The 17,764-nt window shown below is 72.7% G+C and carries 19 protein-coding genes; 6 read left to right on the forward strand and 13 right to left on the reverse strand.

Annotated elements, in window-relative coordinates; genetic code table 11:
* Positions 1-22: 22 nt before the first annotated feature.
* From ABD419_RS21230 to ABD419_RS21250, 5 genes are all read left to right on the forward strand, one after another.
* On the forward strand, positions 23-415 hold the full coding sequence (locus tag ABD419_RS21230; RefSeq protein ID WP_344490804.1) for a YbaB/EbfC family nucleoid-associated protein: 393 nt from the start codon (positions 23-25) through the stop codon (positions 413-415).
* Positions 416-537: 122 nt separating this feature from the next.
* A complete protein-coding gene (locus ABD419_RS21235; protein WP_344490806.1) occupies positions 538-1,719 on the forward strand; it encodes an LLM class flavin-dependent oxidoreductase in 1,182 nt (393 codons plus the stop codon).
* Between the two features lie 8 nt (positions 1,720-1,727).
* Positions 1,728-2,210 (forward strand): MarR family winged helix-turn-helix transcriptional regulator, encoded by a 483-nt coding sequence (locus ABD419_RS21240; RefSeq protein WP_344490809.1) that lies wholly within the window; start codon positions 1,728-1,730, stop codon positions 2,208-2,210.
* Positions 2,207-2,899 carry a CE1759 family FMN reductase gene (locus tag ABD419_RS21245; RefSeq protein WP_344490812.1) on the forward strand — a complete coding sequence of 231 codons (693 nt, stop codon included), beginning with the start codon at positions 2,207-2,209 and terminating at the stop codon, positions 2,897-2,899. Before ABD419_RS21240 ends, ABD419_RS21245 begins: the two co-directional genes overlap by 4 nt.
* Positions 2,900-2,991: 92 nt before the next feature.
* Positions 2,992-3,144, forward strand: a complete 153-nt coding sequence (locus ABD419_RS21250; RefSeq protein WP_344490815.1) for a hypothetical protein — start codon at positions 2,992-2,994, stop codon at positions 3,142-3,144.
* Between the two features lie 24 nt (positions 3,145-3,168).
* Here ABD419_RS21250 and ABD419_RS21255 read toward each other — a convergent pair whose 3' ends face one another.
* Complete coding sequence (locus ABD419_RS21255) at positions 3,169-4,113, reverse strand: NAD(P)/FAD-dependent oxidoreductase (protein ID WP_344490818.1); 945 nt, start codon at positions 4,111-4,113, stop codon at positions 3,169-3,171.
* A 72-nt stretch (positions 4,114-4,185) separates the two neighbouring features.
* On the opposite strand from ABD419_RS21255, the gene ABD419_RS21260 reads away from it, so the two are divergent.
* On the forward strand, positions 4,186-4,773 hold the full coding sequence (locus ABD419_RS21260) for a helix-turn-helix domain-containing protein (protein ID WP_344490821.1): 588 nt from the start codon (positions 4,186-4,188) through the stop codon (positions 4,771-4,773).
* Here ABD419_RS21260 and ABD419_RS21265 read toward each other — a convergent pair.
* The 12 genes from ABD419_RS21265 to ABD419_RS21320 form a co-directional block, all read right to left on the reverse strand.
* Positions 4,770-5,498 (reverse strand): HAD family hydrolase, encoded by a 729-nt coding sequence (locus ABD419_RS21265; protein ID WP_344490824.1) that lies wholly within the window; start codon positions 5,496-5,498, stop codon positions 4,770-4,772. The genes ABD419_RS21260 and ABD419_RS21265 overlap by 4 nt on opposite strands.
* Before the next feature lie 247 nt (positions 5,499-5,745).
* Positions 5,746-6,723: an ABC transporter substrate-binding protein gene (locus ABD419_RS21270; RefSeq protein WP_344490827.1), complete on the reverse strand. Its 978-nt coding sequence runs from the start codon at positions 6,721-6,723 to the stop codon at positions 5,746-5,748.
* A gap of 32 nt (positions 6,724-6,755) precedes the next feature.
* Positions 6,756-9,074 carry an arylsulfatase gene (locus ABD419_RS21275; RefSeq protein ID WP_344490830.1) on the reverse strand — a complete coding sequence of 773 codons (2,319 nt, stop codon included), beginning with the start codon at positions 9,072-9,074 and terminating at the stop codon, positions 6,756-6,758.
* A gap of 13 nt (positions 9,075-9,087) precedes the next feature.
* Positions 9,088-9,822, reverse strand: coding sequence for an ABC transporter ATP-binding protein (locus tag ABD419_RS21280; protein ID WP_344490833.1), 735 nt, complete (start codon positions 9,820-9,822; stop codon positions 9,088-9,090).
* Positions 9,795-10,616 carry an ABC transporter permease gene (locus ABD419_RS21285; RefSeq protein ID WP_344490836.1) on the reverse strand — a complete coding sequence of 274 codons (822 nt, stop codon included), beginning with the start codon at positions 10,614-10,616 and terminating at the stop codon, positions 9,795-9,797. The genes ABD419_RS21280 and ABD419_RS21285 overlap by 28 nt, the downstream gene beginning before the upstream one ends.
* Before the next feature lie 90 nt (positions 10,617-10,706).
* Positions 10,707-11,597, reverse strand: a complete 891-nt coding sequence (locus ABD419_RS21290; protein ID WP_344490839.1) for an ABC transporter permease — start codon at positions 11,595-11,597, stop codon at positions 10,707-10,709.
* Positions 11,587-12,393 (reverse strand): ABC transporter ATP-binding protein, encoded by an 807-nt coding sequence (locus ABD419_RS21295; RefSeq protein WP_344490842.1) that lies wholly within the window; start codon positions 12,391-12,393, stop codon positions 11,587-11,589. The genes ABD419_RS21290 and ABD419_RS21295 overlap by 11 nt, the downstream gene beginning before the upstream one ends.
* Entirely contained in the window at positions 12,390-13,490 is a 1,101-nt protein-coding gene (locus tag ABD419_RS21300) for an ABC transporter substrate-binding protein (RefSeq protein ID WP_344490845.1), read from the reverse strand. The genes ABD419_RS21295 and ABD419_RS21300 overlap by 4 nt, the downstream gene beginning before the upstream one ends.
* A gap of 204 nt (positions 13,491-13,694) precedes the next feature.
* Positions 13,695-15,068: an LLM class flavin-dependent oxidoreductase gene (locus tag ABD419_RS21305; RefSeq protein ID WP_344490848.1), complete on the reverse strand. Its 1,374-nt coding sequence runs from the start codon at positions 15,066-15,068 to the stop codon at positions 13,695-13,697.
* Positions 15,065-15,823 carry an ABC transporter ATP-binding protein gene (locus tag ABD419_RS21310; protein ID WP_344490851.1) on the reverse strand — a complete coding sequence of 253 codons (759 nt, stop codon included), beginning with the start codon at positions 15,821-15,823 and terminating at the stop codon, positions 15,065-15,067. Before ABD419_RS21310 ends, ABD419_RS21305 begins: the two co-directional genes overlap by 4 nt.
* Positions 15,799-16,671, reverse strand: a complete 873-nt coding sequence (locus tag ABD419_RS21315) for an ABC transporter permease (protein ID WP_344490853.1) — start codon at positions 16,669-16,671, stop codon at positions 15,799-15,801. The genes ABD419_RS21310 and ABD419_RS21315 overlap by 25 nt, the downstream gene beginning before the upstream one ends.
* Positions 16,671-17,732 (reverse strand): ABC transporter substrate-binding protein, encoded by a 1,062-nt coding sequence (locus ABD419_RS21320; RefSeq protein WP_344490855.1) that lies wholly within the window; start codon positions 17,730-17,732, stop codon positions 16,671-16,673. The genes ABD419_RS21315 and ABD419_RS21320 overlap by 1 nt, the downstream gene beginning before the upstream one ends.
* Positions 17,733-17,764: the final 32 nt, after the last annotated feature.

Consider the following 17,764-nt stretch of genomic DNA (forward strand, 5'->3'; position numbering starts at 1 on the left):
GCACCCGCGACAGGGGACCGACATGGACATCGCCGAACGCCGCCGCCACGACAGCCTCGCCGAGGACGCCCTGGTCACCAGCGAACTGGAGGCCCGCCTGCGCGACCTCACCGGGCGCCTGGGGACGCTGCGCCGGCGCGTCGCCTCCGCGAGCGGGGCGATCGGCCGCGCCACGGTGCGCGCCGCCTCCGACGACGGCGAGGTCACCGTCACGGTGGACCTGTCCGGCGCGGTCGTCGGCATCGAGTTCGGCCCGGCGATCCGCTCCATGCGCGAGACCGACCTCGCCGCGATGGTCGTCGCGGTCTACGGACGCGCCGTCGCCCAGGCCTCGCGCCTCGCCGCCGACCTCGGCGCCTGCGTGCGCGACGCCGCCCTCCCCGGCGGCGACCCCGCCTGCCCGCCGCTCGCCTGACCCCGCGGCTGTGAGGCGCGCCTCGCCGCCCCGAACCGGAATACTCCTCGGAGCCGTGCCGTTAAGGTAGATGCAAACGCATGAACTTCGAGCCCGCCGCGGCGGGGAGAGCAGGCGATCCGATGCAGTTCGGGATCTTCTCAGTCAGTGACATCACGCGCGACCCCGTCTCGGGCGAGACCCCGAGCGAGGCCGAGCGGATCGACGCGATCGTGAAGATCGCGGTCAAGGCCGAAGAGGTCGGCCTCGACGTGTTCGCCATCGGCGAGCACCACAACCCGCCGTTCTTCTCCTCCTCGCCGACCACGCTGCTCGCGCACATGGCCGCCCTCACCGAGCGGCTGATCTTCTCGACCGCGACCACCCTCATCACCACCAACGACCCGGTGCGCATCGCCGAGGAGTACGCGATGCTCCAGCACCTCGCCAAGGGCCGCATGGACCTCATGCTCGGCCGCGGCAACACCGCGCCGGTCTACCCCTGGTTCGGCCAGGACATCCGCCAGGGCCTGCCGCTCGCGCTGGAGAACTACAACCTGCTCCACAAGCTGTGGCGCGAGGACGTCGTGGACTGGGAGGGCCAGTTCCGCACCCCGCTCCAGGGCTTCACCTCCACGCCGCGCCCGCTCGACGACACGCCGCCGTTCGTGTGGCACGGCTCGATCCGCACGCCCGAGATCGCCGAGCAGGCCGCGTTCTACGGCAACGGCTACTTCGCCAACCACATCTTCTGGCCCACCTCGCACTCCAAGCGCCTCGTCGACTTCTACCGGCAGCGCTTCGAGCACTACGGCCACGGCACCCGCAAGCAGGCGATCGTCGGCGTCGGCGGCCAGGCCTACATCGCGAAGAAGAGCCAGGACGCGGTCAAGGAGTTCCGCCCCTACTTCGACGAGGCCCCCGTCTACGGCCACGGCCCGACCCTGGAGGAGTTCACCCAGGGCACGCCGCTCACCGTGGGCAGCCCGCAGGAGGTCATCGACAAGACCCTGACCTTCCACGACGCCTTCGGCGACTACCAGCGCCAGATGTTCCTCATCGACCACGCCGGGATGCCGCTGGGCATGGTCCTCGACCAGCTCGAGCTGCTCGGCGGCGAGGTCGTCCCGGTGCTGCGCAAGGAGCTCGCCTCCCGGCGCGACCCCGAGTCGGCCGAGGCCCCGACCCACGCCGGGCTCGTGGCCGCCAAGTACGGCGACGGGGAGGCCCGCCAGCCGCGCCCGAACGCCAACCGCGGCGACAACGTCACCGGCGCCTCGCCCTACCAGGACTCGGCGCCCGCCGCCGAGTACCCGGAGATCTAGGAGGACCGGTGACCCGCTCACGAAGCCGGCTCGCCAACGACTCGTGGGAGTCGCTGCTGACCGCCCACGCGGCGCTCATGAAGCGGTTCGCGGCCGAGCCGATCTGGGACGAGCTGTCGATGCGCGAGTACGACGTGCTCTACACCCTGTCCAAGCACGAGGGGCCGATCCGCCTGTTCGAGCTGGGCCGCGGCGTCCTGCTCAGCCAGCCCGCGCTGTCGCGGCTGGTCGAGCGGCTCGCCGACCGCGGCCTGGTCGAGCGGACCGCCGACCCCGAGGACGGGCGCGGCCTGCGGCTGGGGCTGACCGCCGCCGGCCGCGAGGCCCAGCGCCTGGTCGGCGGCCGGCACGCCGTCGACGTGGCCCGCGCGGTCGCCGACGTCCTCACCGACGAGGAGATGCGCGCGCTCGAGTCGATCGGCCGCAAGCTCGCCGGGGGTCAGGCCCCGGCCCAGGACACCCACCGGACCCCGAAGGAGGCCGTGCTGTGAACACCCCGAAGGAGCCCTACCGGCTCGCCGTCGTCAGCGGCGGCACCAGCGACCCGTCGTCGACGCGGATGCTGGCCGACCGGATCGCGTCCCGCGTCGGCGCCCTCGCCGCCGAGCGCGGCGCGGCCGTCGCCGTCGACGTGATCGACCTGCGCGAGCTGGCGGGCGAGATCACCACCGCGATCGTCTCGCAGCTCATGGGCCCCAAGATGACCCGTGCGATCGAGGTCCTCGGCCGCGCCGACGGCGTCGTCGCGAGCGCGCCCGTGTACAAGGCGGCGCCGAGCGGGCTGTTCAGCTCGTTCTTCCACGTGCTCGACAATGATCTGCTGATCGCCAAGCCGGTGGTGCTGGCGGCGACGGCGGGGACGGCGCGGCACGCGCTGGTGGTGGACGAGCAGATGCGGTCGCTGTTCGCGTACCTGCGGACGCTGACGGTGCCGACGTCGGTGTTCGCGGCGACGGAGGACTGGAACTCCTCCGAGCTGGGGGACCGGATCGGGCGCGCGGCGATCGAGCTGGTGCTGCTGATGGAGTCCGGGTTCGCCGAGCACGTGCGGACGGAGTCGTGGCGGTCCTACCAGCACGAGTACGGGTCGGCCGGGGGCACGGAGCTGGACATCGACCTCGGTTCGGACCTGATGCGGCTGGCGACCGGCGGCGCGGCGAAGCCGCCGCGTCCGGAGTAGACCGGGAGGGGCCCCGGTCCGCGGTGGCGGACCGGGGCCTTCGCGTGCGCCGGATACATTGGAGGCGGACCTCCCGATCGAAAGGCGCGGCCATGAGCGACCGAGACCTGATGAACGTCCCCGAGTACCCGATCCATCCGCCGGTGGAGCACACCGAGGTCATCGAGACCGCCGAGATCCTCGCCGAGGACCCGACCGGCGGTGCGTTCGTGCTCGGCGACGAGCTCGGCCGGGCGGACGGCTAGACGGCGCCGGTCCGGCGCCCCCTCTTATGCGCCGAGGCGGTGCAGTGCCACCGCTTCGGCGGTCTCCTCCTCGATCAGGTCGGCGTTGATGAGCGCGCCGGCCATGGCCCCGGCCGCCGCCGCGGGCCCGACCTGCGCCATGAGGTCGGTGACGTTCCCGGCCGCGTAGACGCCCGGGACGGCGGTCTTCCCGAAGCCGTCGGCCGGGAGGTGGACCCCGGCCCCCGAGGGGTGCTCGACGAGTTCGAGCCCGAGGCCGGCGAGGAACCCGGCGCGGGCCTCCATGCGGGTGGCGGTCGCGTACACCTCGCGTTCGACCAGGCGGCCGTCCTGCATGCGGGCGCCGCCGGCCTCGATCGCGGCGATCTCCCCTTCGACGACGCGCACGCCGCGGGCGGCGAGCTGCTCGCGCTCCTCGGCGGTCGGCTCGGGCGCGGTGTGGGTGAACAGCACCAGGTCGTCGGTCCACTGGCGGAACAGGAGCGCCTGGTGGACGGCCATGTGAGTCGATCCGATGACGCCGATGGCCCGGTCGCGGTGCTCCCAGCCGTGGCAGTACGGGCAGTGAATCACGTTCCGGCCCCACCGTTCGGCGAGGCCGGGGATGTCGGGGAGCCGGTCGACGACCCCGGCGGCGACGAGGAGCCGCCGCGCGGCGATCTCGCGGCCGTCCTCCAGCGCCACGGTGAACGCCCCGTCGCGCTCGAGCGCCTTGGACACCCGGCCGGCGACGATGTGGCCGCCATAGCGGCGGACCTCCTCGCGGCCGGCGGCGAGCAGTTCGCCGGGCGGCACGCCTTCGCGGCCGAGGAGCCCGTGGACGCCGTCGGCGGGGGCGTTGCGGGGCTCGCCCGCGTCGATCACGGCGACGGTGCGGCGGGCCCGTCCGAGCATGAGTGCGCCGTTGAGTCCGGCGGCGCCGCCGCCGATCACCACCACGTCGTAGCGGTCCTGCAGTTCATCGGTCATCTCGACCACCTCCTGCCTGAACCGTAGAACGGACCCTGCAATATTGGCAAACGTTCTTGCCGGTATGGCAACATGGGGGACATGGATCTGGACGGTGCGCTCGACGCGGTGGGGCCGCGTCTGCGGGCGCTGCGCAAGGAGCGGGAGGCGACGCTGGCCGACCTCGCCGCGACCACGGGCATCTCGGTGAGCACCCTCTCGCGCCTGGAGTCGGGCGCGCGACGGCCCACGCTCGAACTGCTGCTGCCGCTCGCCAAGGCCCACGGCGTGACGCTCGACGAGCTGGTGGACGCCCCGCCGACGGGCGACCCGCGCATCCACATGCGCCCGGTCGTGCGCCACGGCATGGTCCACCTGCCGCTGACGCGGCGGCCCGGCGGCATCCAGGCGTACAAGCTCATCATCCCCGCCGGGGAACCGAGCGAACCGGACCCGCAGGTCCACGAGGGCTACGAGTGGATGTACGTCCTCAACGGGCGGCTGCGGGTGGTGCTGGGGGAGCACGACTTCGTGATGAAGCCCGGCGAGGCCGCGGAGTTCGACACGCGGACCCCGCACTGGTTCGGGCGCGCGGGGGAGGAGTCGGTGGAGTTCCTCAGCCTCTTCGGCGCGCAGGGCGAGCGCGCGCACCTGCGCGCTAAGCCGAAGGCGAAGGACTAGTCCAGGAACCCGAGGACGTGCCGCAGCCCGCGCTCGCCGGTGCGGGCCTCCCCGGGGAGGATGAACGCCCGCAGGCCCGAGGCCGCGGCGCCGCCGTCCTTGGCGGGGTTGTCGCCGACCATGAGCGTCGCGCGCGGGTCGACGCCGAGCCGCTCGCAGGCGGCGCGGAACAGCACGGGGTCGGGCTTCTCGGTGCCGTACTGGTACGACACGACCCGCACGTCGACGAGCTCCTCGAGCCCGAAGTGCTCCATGTGGACGCCGACGTCCCACGGGAAGTCGGAGACGATCCCGGTCTTGATCCCGCGGCGGCGCAGTTCGCGCAGGAGCGGCTCGGTGTCGGGGTACGGCACCCACGCGTCGGGGGCGGCGATGAGCTCGTAGGCGGCGGTCTCGATCCCCTGGAGGTAGTCGACGCGCTCGAACCACGCGTACAGCGCGGCCCGGTGCCGGGCGGCGGACTCGTCGCGCCCGATCTGCGCGGCGAGGACCTCGGGGATGCGGTAGGTCTCGTACAGCTGCCCGGCGGTCTTCTCCAGGGTCTCGGCGTCGAGGGCGCGCCCGGTCGCCGCCGCGACGCGGCGCAGCCAGGTCGGGACGTCGATGAGCTGGAAGATGGTGTTGCTGAAGTCGAACAGGACCGCCTCGATCGGCGGCACCGGCCCGGCCTGCTCGGCCTCGGTCGGCCGGTAGGCGGCGGCGGAGTCGAAGAGGTTGTAGATCACGGCGGGCCTTCCCTTCGCACGGGCATTCGCGGCGCCCCCTTGCGCCCGCGCCAACCGTAACCGCCGCGAAGCACCTGGAACCACCGGCGCGGCGGCACCTCACACAACCGTCCCCGTCCCTTCGGCCGCCGTTCACCTCGGTGGTGGTGCCGAGGCCGGGTCCCCGCGAGCTGATCGGGGACCCGGCCCCGGTGTCCGCGGGGAGGGGGTTCAGGTGACGTCGGGAGCGAGGCGCCGCGCGGCGCTTCTACGCCTCGAAGGCGCCGGAGAACGCGGTGTCGAACTGGTCGGCGGCGTCGAGCGGGTCGATGATGCCGAGGGAGGCGTAGCCGTCGGCCTGGTCCTGCTGGGACGCGATGATCGCGTCGGTGACCGGGCCGAGGGTCACCGGGGCGCGGGTCTCGGTCGCGGCGACCACGTCGAGGGGGAGGCCGGTGAGGGCGGCGTACTGCTCGGTCCAGGCGTCGAGGTTCGCGTAGCGCCACTGCTGGGCCCGGCCGTACCGGTCGATGTAGTCGGCGAGGGCGTCGGTGTAGGCCGCGTCCTCGATGATCTCGGTGCGGGCCGAGAGCAGGCCGATGCTCGGGAAGTAGTCGGCGCCGGTGGCGATCAGGGTCGCCCCGGCGAGTTCGGCCTGGGACCAGTAGATGCCGAGGGTCGCGACCGCGTCGATCTCGCCGTTGGCGAGCGCGGTGTTGGCGTCCACGACCGGGAGGTTCGCGGTCTCGACGTCGTCGAGTCCGAGGCCGACCGATTCGAGGGCCTTGACCACGTGGTACTGGGTGATGGTGCCCTCCTGGAAGGACACTCTGCGGCCCTTGAGGTCGGCCACGGTCGCGATGCCGGCGCCGGGTGCGGCGAGGATCGCGTTGAAGGACGTCGCGGGGTCGTCCACAGTGGTCGCGGCGACGGCCTTGAGCGGGACGCCGTTGGAGGCGGCGAAGATCAGCGGCGTGTCGGCGGTGAAGCCGACGTCCACCGCGCCCGCGCCGGCGGCCTCGACGTACTCGGGTCCGGCGTTGACGAACTGCTTCCACTCGATCGTGTAAGGCAGGTCGGTGTCGAGGCCCGCGGACTTGAACAGCTCCTGCGTGACCGGGGTGGCGCCGAGTTCGCCGACCCGCAGCACGACCCCGCCGCCCCCGTCGTCGGAGCACGCGGCGAGGCCGAGCGCGGCGAGGGGTGCGGCGGCGGTGGCGCCGAGGAGGGTTCTGCGAGTGGTCATCGGTGGTGCCTTTCGAAGGTGGTCGTGGGGTGCTAGTCGGCGGCGAGTTCGGCTTCGCGCTGGATGGCCTTGATCTCCTCGGGGCCGAACGCGAGCGGCCCGGGGGTGTAGGTGACGGCGGTGAGCTCGCCGTTGAAGGGGAACAGGCCGCGGCGTTCGCGCAGGTCCCACAGGACGGGGCCGCGGGCGTCGCGGCCGACGGAGATGCCGGTCCAGGGGGCCATGCCGACGAGCTGGAAGCGGCCGGGGAGCTCGGCGACGGGCACGGGCTCGCGGACGCCGTCGCCGACGGCGACGTGGAAGTCCCAGCGCAGGCGGGGGGTCGCCTCGGCGCGCAGGCGGATCAGGCGGGTCCCGGCGGGGAGGTCGGCGCTGACCGCGCTGACGCGCCCGAACTGGTTGTACCCGAAGTGGACGCGGCCGTCCTCGACGTAGAGGACGTACCCGCCCTGGGGGTCGCCGTGGGCGACCAGGACGCCGTCGCCGCCGTCGTCGGCGAGTTCGGCGTCGACGGTGAAGGACCGATACTGGATCAGCTGCGCGGAGCGGAACCGCTCCAGGACCGGAGTGCCGGGCAGGAGCCGGACGGGCTCGGCCAGGCGGGCGTGGGCGGGGCGGCGGCGCGGGGCGCCGAAGCCCTGGCCGAGCGGGAACACGGTGTTGCTCCAGGCCGCGGCCTCCCACGCCGCCGCCAGCTCCCGCACCAGGCCGGGGTGGTCGGCGGCGACGTTCCGGATCTCGGTGGGGTCGGCGGCGACGTCGTACAGCTCCCACTCGTTGTCGTCGAACGGGGTCCCGGCCCGGTGGAGGGTGACGAGCTTCCAGCCGTCCCGGTAGTAGCCGCGGTGGCCGCCGAACTCGGCGTACTGCTCGGTGTGGGGGCTGGCGAGCTCCGGCTTGCGCAGGACCTCGGCGAGGCTGACGCCGTCGCGGTCCTGGGCGTCGCGCCCGGCTCGCTGCGCGGGCGCGTCGAGCCCGGCGAGGTCGAGCAGGGTCGGGAACAGGTCGGTGACGTACCCGTACTGGTGGCGCACGCCGTCGTCGCCGTCGGCGCGGGCGAGCCCGGCGGGCCAGGACACGATGAGCGGCACGCGGACCCCGCCGGCGAACGTCTGGCCCTTGTAGAACCGGAACGGCGTGTTGGAGGCCTGCGCCCAGCCGCGCGGGTAGTGGACGCCGAGCTTCGCGGAGCCGATGAGGCCGGGGTCGTGGGCGACGTCGCGCTCCCAGTCGGCGGGCACGGGGTGGTGCACGAACTGGGAGAAGTACGAGCGGGTGCCCACCGGTCCGCCCTCGGCGGTGCCGCCGTTGTCGGAGGTGAAGACCACGATCGTGTTGTCGCGTTCGCCGAGCGCCTCGACGGTGTCGAGGAGGCTGCCCACGGACTGGTCGACGGAGTCGACCATGGCCGCGTACACCTCCATGTACCGGGCGTACCGGTCGCGCTCGTCGGCGTCGAGGTCGTCCCAGGCGGGCACGTCGAAGCCCGGTTCGGTGTTGGCCGCGGCCTCGGTGCCCTCCGGGAACAGGCCCTCGGCGAGCTGCTTGGCGAAGCGGGCGCGGCGCACCGCGTCCCAGCCGTGCCCGTACCGGCCGCGGTACTTGGCGATGTCCTCGGCCTTGGCCTGGTGGGGCCCGTGCATGGCGACGTGCGCGAAGTACAGGAAGAAGGGCTTCTCGGCGTCGTGGGCGCGCAGGTCCTTCAGCAGGGCGACGGCCCGGTCGGTGAGGTCGTCGGTGAGGTAGTACCCGTCGGGGTACTCCTCCACGGTGGACGCGTCGTTGTCGACGGTGAGCTGGTTGGGGTGGAAGAACGAGTTCAGGCCCTCCAGGGACCCGTAGTAGCGGTCGAAGCCGCGCTGGAGGGGCCAGGAGTCCTTGGTGCGGCCCGGAGCGAGGTTCGCGTCCCGCGCCAGGTGCCACTTGCCGATCGCGTACGTGGCGTACCCGTTGGCGCGCAGCGCCTCCGGGAGGCTGAGCACGTCGTCGGCGAGTTCGAGGCGCAGCCCGGGGAAGCCCGGGTCGGAGTTCGCCACGGACCCGTACCCGGCCCGGTGCGGGTTCAGGCCGGTGAGCAGGGCCGCGCGGGCGGGGGAGCACACGGGGGTTGTGTGGTAGTTCGTCAGCCGCACGCCGCCGGCGGCGAGCCGGTCGAGGTTCGGGGTGTCGATCTCGGACCCGAAGGGCCCGATGTCGCTGTAGCCCATGTCGTCGAGGAGGACCACGATGATGTTCGGGGCGCCGGCGGGCGCGGTCGGCTCCTGGGGCCACCAGGGGGTGGACTCGGCGGCGGTGCGGCCGATCTCGCCGCCGAAGCCCTCGTAGCCGCGGGCGTGCTCGGGGATGGTCATGTGCGATTCCTTCTCAGCGTTCGGATTCGGCGACGCCCAGCTCCGCCAGGAGCCGGTCGCGGAGGTCGGCGAACTCGCGGGAGCGCCGCGGCGCCTCCGCGGGCAGCTCGACGCGGGCGTCGAGGGAGATGCGGCCCTCGGTGAGGACCAGGACCCGGTCGGCGAGCGCGATCGCCTCCTCGACGTCGTGGGTGACCAGCAGCACCGACGGGCGGTGCGCGGCCCAGAGCCGGCGCAGCAGCGCGTGCATCTTCAACCGGGTGAGGGCGTCGAGCGCGCCGAACGGCTCGTCGAGGAGCAGCAGCTCCGGTTCGCGCACCAGGGCCCGGGCGAGCGCGGCCCGCTGGCCCTCGCCGCCCGAGAGCGTGTGGGGCCAGGCCCGCGCCTTGTCGGCGAGCCCGACCTCGTCGAGCGTCGCCAGGCCCAGTGCCCTGGCGGCCTTGCCCTTCTGTCCCAGGAGCACGTTGTCGAGGACCCGCTTCCACGGCAGGAGGCGGGCGTCCTGGAAGGCCACGGCGCGCCGGTTCGGGACGGTCGCCTCGCCGTCGTAGTCCTCGTCGAGGCCGGCCAGGATGCGCAGGAGCGTGGACTTGCCCGATCCCGAGCGCCCCAGGAGCGCGGTGAACTCGCCGGGGGCGATGCGCAGGTCGACGCCGGTGAGGACGTGCTGGGTCCCGAAGGACTTGTCGAGTGCGGTGACGGCCACGGCGGCCGGGGCGGCTACCGCGCGTCGAAGGTCCGTCGCCACGGCAGGACCCTCCCTTCGGTGAAGCGGACGAGCCGGTCGGAGACCAGGCCGAGGAGGCCGTAGACGACGAGGCCGACGACGATGACGTCGGTCTGCGCGAAGCTGCGGGCCTGGGTCATGAGGAAGCCGATGCCGCTGGTGGCGTTGATCTGCTCGGAGACCACCAGCACCAGCCAGGAGATCGCGGTCGCGAACCGCAGCCCGGTGAAGAACCCCGGGAGCGCGCCGGGCAGGATCACCGTGCGCACCAGGCCGATGCGGCCCAGTTCGACGCTGCGCGCGAGCTCGGCGTAGCGCGGGTCCAGGCCGCGGATGGCGGCGTGCGTGTTCACGTACACCGGGAACGCGGTCGCGAAGACCACGAGGAAGACCTTGACCTCCTCGCCGATGCCGAACCACACGATCGCCAGCGGCACGAGCGCGAGCGCGGGGATGGCCCGCAGGATCTGCATGGGACCGTCGATGAGGTCCTCGCCGAGGCGGAACAGGCCGGCCACGACCGCTAGAGCCGCGCCGATCGCCACGCCCAGGGCCAGGCCGGTCGCCGCCCGGCCGAGGGACACCAGCAGGTGCTCCTGGAGGCGCCCGGTCTCGACCAGTTCGGCGCCGGCGGCGATGACGGTGGAGGGGGCGGCGAGGGTCTGCTCGGGGATGAGCCCGGTGGCCGAGCCGATCTGCCACAGCGCCACCAGTGCGACCGGTCCGATGAGGATGCGGAGCCGGTCCAGGCGCAGCTGGGCGGCCGCACCACGAATATCTAGTTGTCCTATGCGTTTAATGGGAATTGTGGTCATGAAGTGCCCCAGGGTATTCCGGTAGGGGTCCCCGCGCAGGGGGAAGGTGCGAACACCCTGCGCGGGGAGACTCGTGTGCAGTTGGAGGGGCTAGCGGTCGGCCGCCAGGCCCCAGGACTTCCTGATGCGGTTGTCGGCCGCCTTGAACGCCGTGTCGACCAGGATGCCGATCACCAGGACCGTGACGATCCACGTCAGCACCCGCGCCGAGTCGTTGAACTCCCTGGCGCCCTGCATGAGCGCGCCGATCGAGCCCTGCCCGGCCACGATCACCAGCAGCTCGCCGGCCATGAGCGAGCGCCACGCGAACGCCCAGCCCTGCTTCAGGCCCGACACGAACGACGGCAGCGTCGCCGGCAGGATCACGTGCCGGTAGAGCTGGAAGCCCTTCATGCCCAGGACCGCCCCCACGCGCTTCCACGCCGGCGGCACGTAGTCGATCCCCGAGATGATGCCGTTGGCGATCGACGGGACCGCCCCCAGCACCACCACGAACAGGATCGCCGACTCCGAGATCTTGAACAGCAGGATCGCCAGCGGGAACCACATGATCGAGGGCATCGTCTGGAGCCCGGTGATCAGCGACCCGATCGCCGCCCGCAGCGGCTTGAACCGCGCCACCGCGATGCCCAGCACCGACCCGACCGCCACCGACAGCGCGAACCCCGTCAGGGCCCGCTGCAGCGTGATCGCGATGGCCTGCAGGTAGTCCGGCGTCGCGGCGTACGCGACCAGGTCCTCCCACACCGTCAGCGGCGCCGGCAGGACCCACGGGGCCTTCCACTCGCTGAGGAACAGCAGCTGCCAGCCCCCGACCACCAGGACCAGGGCCAGGACCTTCGGCCACGTCCCCGCCCACAGCCGGGACGCGAACCGCCCCCACCGCGTCTCGGTGATCGGCGTCTTCTCCAGCTCGTCGAGGCCCGACACCCAGTCGCGCGAGGTGTCCTCGGTCTTCGACTTCACCGTCTCAGTTGGCATGGCGGCCCACCTCCTCGCGCAGCGCGTCGGTGATCCGGGCGGCGAGCGCCGCCACGGGCGCCGAGTCGATGCGCCGCGGCCGCTGCAGCTCCACGTCGTACACGTTGAGCACCCGGCCCGGACGCGAGGACAGCAGCACCACCCGGTCGCCCAGGCGCACCGCCTCGCGCACGTTGTGGGTCACGAACAGCACCGTCAGGCCCCGCTCGCGCCAGATCCGCTCCAGCTCGTCGTGGAGGAGGTCGCGGGTCATCGCGTCGAGCGCGCCGAACGGCTCGTCCATGAGCAGCACCGAGGCGTCCTGCGCCAGGGCCCTGGCGAGGGCCACGCGCTGGCGCATGCCGCCGGACAGCTCGTGGGGGCGCTTGTGCGCGAACCCGGTGAGCCGCACCGTCTCCAGCAGCTCCAGCGCGCGACGGCGTCGTTCAGCCCGACCGACGCCGCGCACGCGCAGAGCGATTTCGACGTTGCCCAGGACCGTCAGCCACGGGAACAGCGCCGACTCCTGGAACATCATGGCGACCGGCTGGTCGACGTGGTCGATCCGGCCGCCGGAGATCTCGTCGAGCCCGGCCACCAGCGAGAGCAGGGTGCTCTTGCCGCAGCCGGAGGCGCCGAGGAGGCAGACGAAGCTGCCGGGCTCGACGGCGAGCGAGACGCCGTCGAGGGCCGTGACGGCGCCCGGGCCGCGGCCGTAGCGCTTGACCACGTCGGTCAGCACCACGGCGCCCGCGGCCCGGGCGGTGTCGTCGGCCGCACCGGCGCCTCTCGGCTTCACCGTGCGGGTGGGGCTCATGCCAGGTCACCTGCCGAGACCTCGGCGTCGCCGCGGTCGGCGAGCACCTGGTTGAGGGCGTCGAGCGCGTAGATGCCGGTGAGGTCGACCTCGTCGAGGAGCCCGATCTCGACGGCGTGCTCCTTGCTGCCCTGGAGGGAGGCGGCGATGGGGTCGGCGGTGAAGCTCAGGTTCGCGAAGGCCGCGGCGATGACCTCGTCGTCGAGGCGCTTGTCCGTCAGGGCCTCGATGCGGTCGTTGGACTTGACCTGGGCCTCGTCGGGGTTGGCCGCGATGTAGTCGAGGGCCGCCAGGTGGCCTTCGAGGAACGCCTTGACCAGCGCGGGCTGGGCGTCGAGGAACGTCTTGGAGACGATGATGTGGGTGGTGACGAACTCGCCGCCGTCCCACAGCTCGCGCTCGTTGAGGAACTCCACGCCGCCGTGCTTGAGCAGCAGGTCCGAGTAGCGCGGCTCGACGGCCCAGGCGGCCTGGACGGTGCCGTCGTCGAAGGCCGCGGCCACCTCGGAGTTGTCGATGGGGGTGACCGAGACGTCGCCGCCGCCGTTCTCGTCGGTCGCGAAGCCCTGCTCCTTGAGCCAGTAGCGGGCCGCCACGTCCTGGGTGTTGCCGAGCTGCGGGGTGGCCAGGGCCTTGCCGCGCAGGTCCTCGACCACGGTGATCTCGGGCTTGACGACGAGGCCGGCGCCGCCGGAGGTGGATCCGGCGATGATGTGGAGGGCCTGGCCCCCGGACTGGGCCCAGCCGTTGATGGCGGGGTTGGGGCCGATGTAGGAGATGTCGATGGCGTCGGCGAAGAGCGCCTCGATCGCGGAGGGGCCGGCGTTGAAGACGGTCTCCTCGATCGTCACGGCCTCGGGCAGGGTGTCGGCGAAGACCCCGGCCTCGAGCCCGACGAGGGCGGGGGCGTGGGTGACGTTCCCGAAGTAGCCGAGGCGGATGGTGCCGGAGGCGGTGGCGCTGTCGGCGTCCGCCGCGGCCTCGTCGGGGTTCTCGTCGTCGGTGCCGCAGGCCGCGAGCGCGCTGACGGCGGGCAGGGCGGCGGCCGCCGCGATGACGCTGCGGCGCTTGAGGGGGCGCGGGCTGGCAGAGCTCATGGGGATGCTTTCTGGTTCGATCGGGAAGGAGGCTTTCCTAGTAGTCCGATTACTCCGACTAATCTAGTGGGAATTGTAGGGTTGCCTCGCGTTCCGAGGCAACCCGGGTCCCGCCATGTGGGCGGGAGGACCGCGGTCTGGCTCGCGAAACGCGAGCCGTCCCGCGGTCGTTCCGATAATTGGGACGGTTCCGTCCCTTATGCCCTAGCGGGTGTGGGCGAGGACGCCGCGGACGGCCGACTCGACCGCCTCGGCCCGCCGCGGGTTCTCGGGCCGCGCGAGCCCGTAGTGGCCCCGCAGCGTCGTCGCCTCGTACTCGGTCCGGAAGCGGCCCTTGGCCTGGAGGATCGGCACCACCTGGTCCACGAACGCCTCCAGGCCCGAGGGCAGGACGGCGGGCATGATGTTGAACCCGTCGGCCGCGCCGTGGTCGGCCCAGTCCAGGATCGCGTCGGCGACCTGCTCGGGCGTCCCGGTGAACGTCCGGTGCCCGCGGCCGCCGCCGAGGCGGCCGATGAGCTGGCGCACCGTCAGGTGCTCGCGGCGGGCCAGGTCCACGATGAGCGTGAACCGGCTCTTGGCGCCCTCGATCTCGTCCTCGGTGGGCAGCACCGCCGGCAGCTCCCGGTCCAGGTCGAGTTCGGACGGGTCGAGCTTGAGCTGCTTGGCGAGGTTGCCCAGCGCGTACTCGGGGACGATGAGCCGGTCGAGCTCCTCCTCCAGCAGCCGCGCCTCGGCCTCGGTCGAGCCCAGGACCGGGACGATGCCCGGCAGGACCAGCACGCCGTCGGGGTCCCTCCCGGCGTCTTTCGCGCGGCGCTTGACGTCGGCGTAGAACGCCTGCGCCTCCTCGATGGTCTGCCACGCGGTGAAGATCGCCTCGGCGTGGTTGGCCGCGAACGACCTCCCGTCCTCCGAGGACCCGGCCTGCACCAGCAGCGGGTGCCCCTGCGGGGTGCGGGGGACGTTGAGCGCGCCGGCGACCTGGAAGTGCTCGCCCGCGTGCGCCGCGGGGTACAGCAGCCGGTCGTCGCCCCAGAGGCCCTCCTCCTTGTCGGCCAGGACCGCCCGGTCGTCCCAGGAGTCCCACAGCTTCTTGGCGACCTGGAGGAACTCCTCGGCCCGCGCGTACCGGGCCGCGTGCGACGGCAGCTCGTCCAGGTTGAAGTTCCGCGCCGCGTCGAGCGTCGCGGTGGTGACGATGTTCCACCCGACCCGCCCGCCGGAGATGTGGTCGATCGAGGCGAACCGGCGCGCCAGGTTGTACGGCTCGTTGTAGGTCGTCGAGGCCGTCGCGATGAGTCCGATGTGCGTCGTCAGGGCCGCGATGGCGGCGAGCACCACCGTCGGCTCCAGCGACCCGGAGGGCCGGCGCCCGATCGTGCCCCACAGCGAGGGCGAGTCGGCGAAGAAGATCGAGTCGAGCTTTCCGCGCTCGGCGGTCTGCGCGAGCTTCGCGTAGTGCGCGATCGACGTGGTCGAGTACGGGTCGGACTCCGGCAGGCGCCAGGACGCCTCGTGGTGCCCGGTGCTCATCAGGAACGCGTTCAGGTGCAGCCGCTTGGGCTCGGTGCTCATGATTCCTCCTCGGTGATCGCGGCGCCGCCGGCGAGGCCGAGCGCGGCGAGCAGTTCGGTCCGGACCGCCGCGAACGCGGGGTCGGAGGGGTCGCGGGTGCCGTCGAGGTCGATGCGCCGCTCGGTCTTGACCACGCCGTGGTCGAGGACCAGCACCCGGTCGGCGAGCACGATCGCCTCGTCCACGTCGTGCGTCACCAGCAGCACCGCGGGGCGGTGCCGCTCGTACAGCGCCCGCAGCAGCCCGTGCATCTTGATGCGCGTCAGGGCGTCCAGGGCCCCGAACGGCTCGTCGGCGAGCAGCAGTTCGGGTTCGCGCACCAGCGAGCGGGCCAGGGCCACGCGCTGCTGCTCGCCGCCGGACAGCTCCCGGGGCCAGGCCCGCTCGCGTCCGGCCAGGCCGACCTCGGCCAGGGCCTCCCGGCCGCGCGCCACCGCCCCGGGGCCCTCGAGCCCCAGGACGACGTTGCGCAGCACCCGCTGCCACGGCAGCAGGCGGGAGTCCTGGAACACCACCGAGACCTGCTCGGGCACGTCGATGTCGCCGGTCCCCGAGGCGTCCTGGTCGAGCCCGGCCAGGGCCCGCAGCAGTGTGGACTTGCCCGAGCCGGAGCGGCCCAGGAGCGCCACGAACTCGCCGGCCTCGATGGTGAGGTCCAGTCCCGACAGGACCGGGCGGTCGTCGGTGAAGGAGCGGTGCAGGTCGCGGATCTGCACGGCCGCGGTGGCCGTCAGTCCTCCAGGGTGCGGCGCCATGACAGGGCCCTCCTTTGGATCAAGCGGACGACGGTGTCGGAGGCGAGCCCCAGGAGCGCGTACAGGACCAGGCCCACGATGATGACGTCGGTCTGCCCGTACGTGCCGGCCAGCAGCATCATGTACCCGATGCCGCTGGTGGCGTTGACCTGCTCGACCACCACCAGGGACAGCCACGAGGACGTCACGGCGAACCGCATGCCCAGCAGGAACCCCGGGAGCGCCCCGGGCAGGACCACCCGGCCGACGAACGCGGCCGGCCGCAGCCGCAGCGTCTCGGCCAGCTCGGCGTAGCGCCCGTCGATCGAGCGCAGCCCGTTGTGGGTGTGGATGTAGATCGGGATGAGCACGCCGAGCGCGATCGTGATGATCTTCATCCGCTCGTCGATGCCGAACCACAGCAGCAGGAGCGGCAGCAGCGCGAGGTTGGGGATGGACCGCTTGATCTGCACCGGCCCGTCCACCACGGCCTCGCCCCACCGGCTCAGCCCCGACACGAGCGCGAGCACGAGCCCGGCGAGGACGCCGAACACGAGCCCGAGCGCGAAGCGGCGGGCCGAGACCAGCAGGTCGGGGCCCAGGCGCCCGGACTCCCACAGGTCCCACGCGGTGGTGGCCACGGTCCACGGCGCGGTGAGCACCCGCGGGTCGATCCAGCCCTGGGCCGACCCCCAGATCCACACGCCCAGCAGCAGGAGCGGCCCCACGAGGTACCCCAGCTTGATCGGCTTGCCGGGCCCGAGGCGGCGCTTGCCCCTCGGGCGCGAGGCGCGGCCGGCGGCCAGCTCCTCGTCGTCGACCGGCGGTACGGCGGTCGTGCGCGCCTGCTCGGCGCTGACGGCGGTCATCACGCGCCGCCGTCGCCGTACTCGGCGATGCCCTCGGCCACCAGCGGCTCGAAGCGCCGGTCGTAGAGGTCGTCGGCGTCGAGCACCTCGTTGCCGGTGCCCTCGGCGACGACCTCGATCGTCTCCTGGTGGCGCGCGATGGTCTCGTCCCACGTCTCGGGGAAGTCCGGCTCGCCCTCGCGGTCGAACAGGTACTCCCCGTCCTCGGCGCTCAGTCCCTCGTGCTCGACGTACCAGGCGTTCACCCACTCCTCGCGGTTCGCCCGCGTCCACAGCTTCGCCGCGCCCCACAGGCGCACGTACTCGGCGATCGCGGCGGCCTTGTCGGCGTCCTCGAGGACCTCCACGGGCGCGTACAGCACCCACGGGTCGTCGCGCAGGCCGTGCGCGATGGTCGTCGCCCCGTCCGCGCCGTACTTGTTCAGGTAGGACTTCACCTGGGTGCCGCCGATCGGCGCCACGTCGACCTCCCCGCCCGCCAAGGCGTTCGAGTAGGTGTCGGCGGTGGACGGCAGCTCCACGAGCTCGACGTCGTCCTGGCTCAGCCCGGCCGCGTCGAGGACCCGCAGGATCAGCGCGCCCTGCGCCTGCCCGGGGGAGTAGGCGATCCGCTTGCCCGCCAGGTCCTCCAGGGACGCGACGCCGGCGCCGGGGGCGACCCCGAGGTCGTAGATCGGGTGCTCCAGCGGGTCGATGCGCCCGGCGGCGGCCACGATCCGCGTCGGCAGGCCCGTCCAGTTGGTGTGGATCGGCGGGATGTCGGCGACCGAGGAGATGTCGAGGGACTTGGCGCGGAACGCCTCGGCGGACTTGGGGCCGCCGGAGATGTTCGCCCACTCCACGTCGAACGTGAGCAGGGACGCCAGCCCCGACAGCTCGAACGCGAGCTGCTGGGACGGGTCGCCGATGACGAGCTTCGTGCCCTCGGGCACCGCGGTCGGCAGGTCGGCGTCGGCGGCGAGCACGGGGCCGGCGTCCTCGGGGGAGCACGCGGCGAGGGCGAGTGCGGCGACGGCGGGTGCGCCCGCCAGGAGTGTGCGTCGGGTGGTCTTGGACGGCATGGGGATTGGCCTTTCGAAGCGATGGGGTGGAA

This window comes from Glycomyces endophyticus, assembly GCF_039531525.1.
GTDB lineage: Bacteria > Actinomycetota > Actinomycetes > Mycobacteriales > Micromonosporaceae > Glycomyces > Glycomyces endophyticus.

Bases quoted from the DNA above. Each gene is read 5' to 3' on its own strand.
- ABD419_RS21285 (WP_344490836.1), bottom strand. From the start codon at position 10,616: ATGACCACAATTCCCATTAAACGCATAGGACAACTAGATATTCGTGGT.
- ABD419_RS21305 (WP_344490848.1), bottom strand. From the start codon at position 15,068: ATGAGCACCGAGCCCAAGCGGCTGCACCTGAACGCGTTCCTGATGAGC.
- ABD419_RS21255 (WP_344490818.1), bottom strand. From the start codon at position 4,113: ATGACCGATGAACTGCAGGACCGCTACGACGTGGTGGTGATCGGCGGC.
- ABD419_RS21275 (WP_344490830.1), bottom strand. From the start codon at position 9,074: ATGACCATCCCCGAGCACGCCCGCGGCTACGAGGGCTTCGGCGGCGAG.
- ABD419_RS21260 (WP_344490821.1), top strand. From the start codon at position 4,186: ATGGGGGACATGGATCTGGACGGTGCGCTCGACGCGGTGGGGCCGCGT.
- ABD419_RS21230 (WP_344490804.1), top strand. From the start codon at position 23: ATGGACATCGCCGAACGCCGCCGCCACGACAGCCTCGCCGAGGACGCC.
- ABD419_RS21310 (WP_344490851.1), bottom strand. From the start codon at position 15,823: ATGGCGCCGCACCCTGGAGGACTGACGGCCACCGCGGCCGTGCAGATC.
- ABD419_RS21270 (WP_344490827.1), bottom strand. From the start codon at position 6,723: ATGACCACTCGCAGAACCCTCCTCGGCGCCACCGCCGCCGCACCCCTC.
- ABD419_RS21300 (WP_344490845.1), bottom strand. From the start codon at position 13,490: ATGAGCTCTGCCAGCCCGCGCCCCCTCAAGCGCCGCAGCGTCATCGCG.
- ABD419_RS21290 (WP_344490839.1), bottom strand. From the start codon at position 11,597: ATGCCAACTGAGACGGTGAAGTCGAAGACCGAGGACACCTCGCGCGAC.
- ABD419_RS21315 (WP_344490853.1), bottom strand. From the start codon at position 16,671: ATGACCGCCGTCAGCGCCGAGCAGGCGCGCACGACCGCCGTACCGCCG.
- ABD419_RS21250 (WP_344490815.1), top strand. From the start codon at position 2,992: ATGAGCGACCGAGACCTGATGAACGTCCCCGAGTACCCGATCCATCCG.
- ABD419_RS21235 (WP_344490806.1), top strand. From the start codon at position 538: ATGCAGTTCGGGATCTTCTCAGTCAGTGACATCACGCGCGACCCCGTC.
- ABD419_RS21320 (WP_344490855.1), bottom strand. From the start codon at position 17,732: ATGCCGTCCAAGACCACCCGACGCACACTCCTGGCGGGCGCACCCGCC.
- ABD419_RS21295 (WP_344490842.1), bottom strand. From the start codon at position 12,393: ATGAGCCCCACCCGCACGGTGAAGCCGAGAGGCGCCGGTGCGGCCGAC.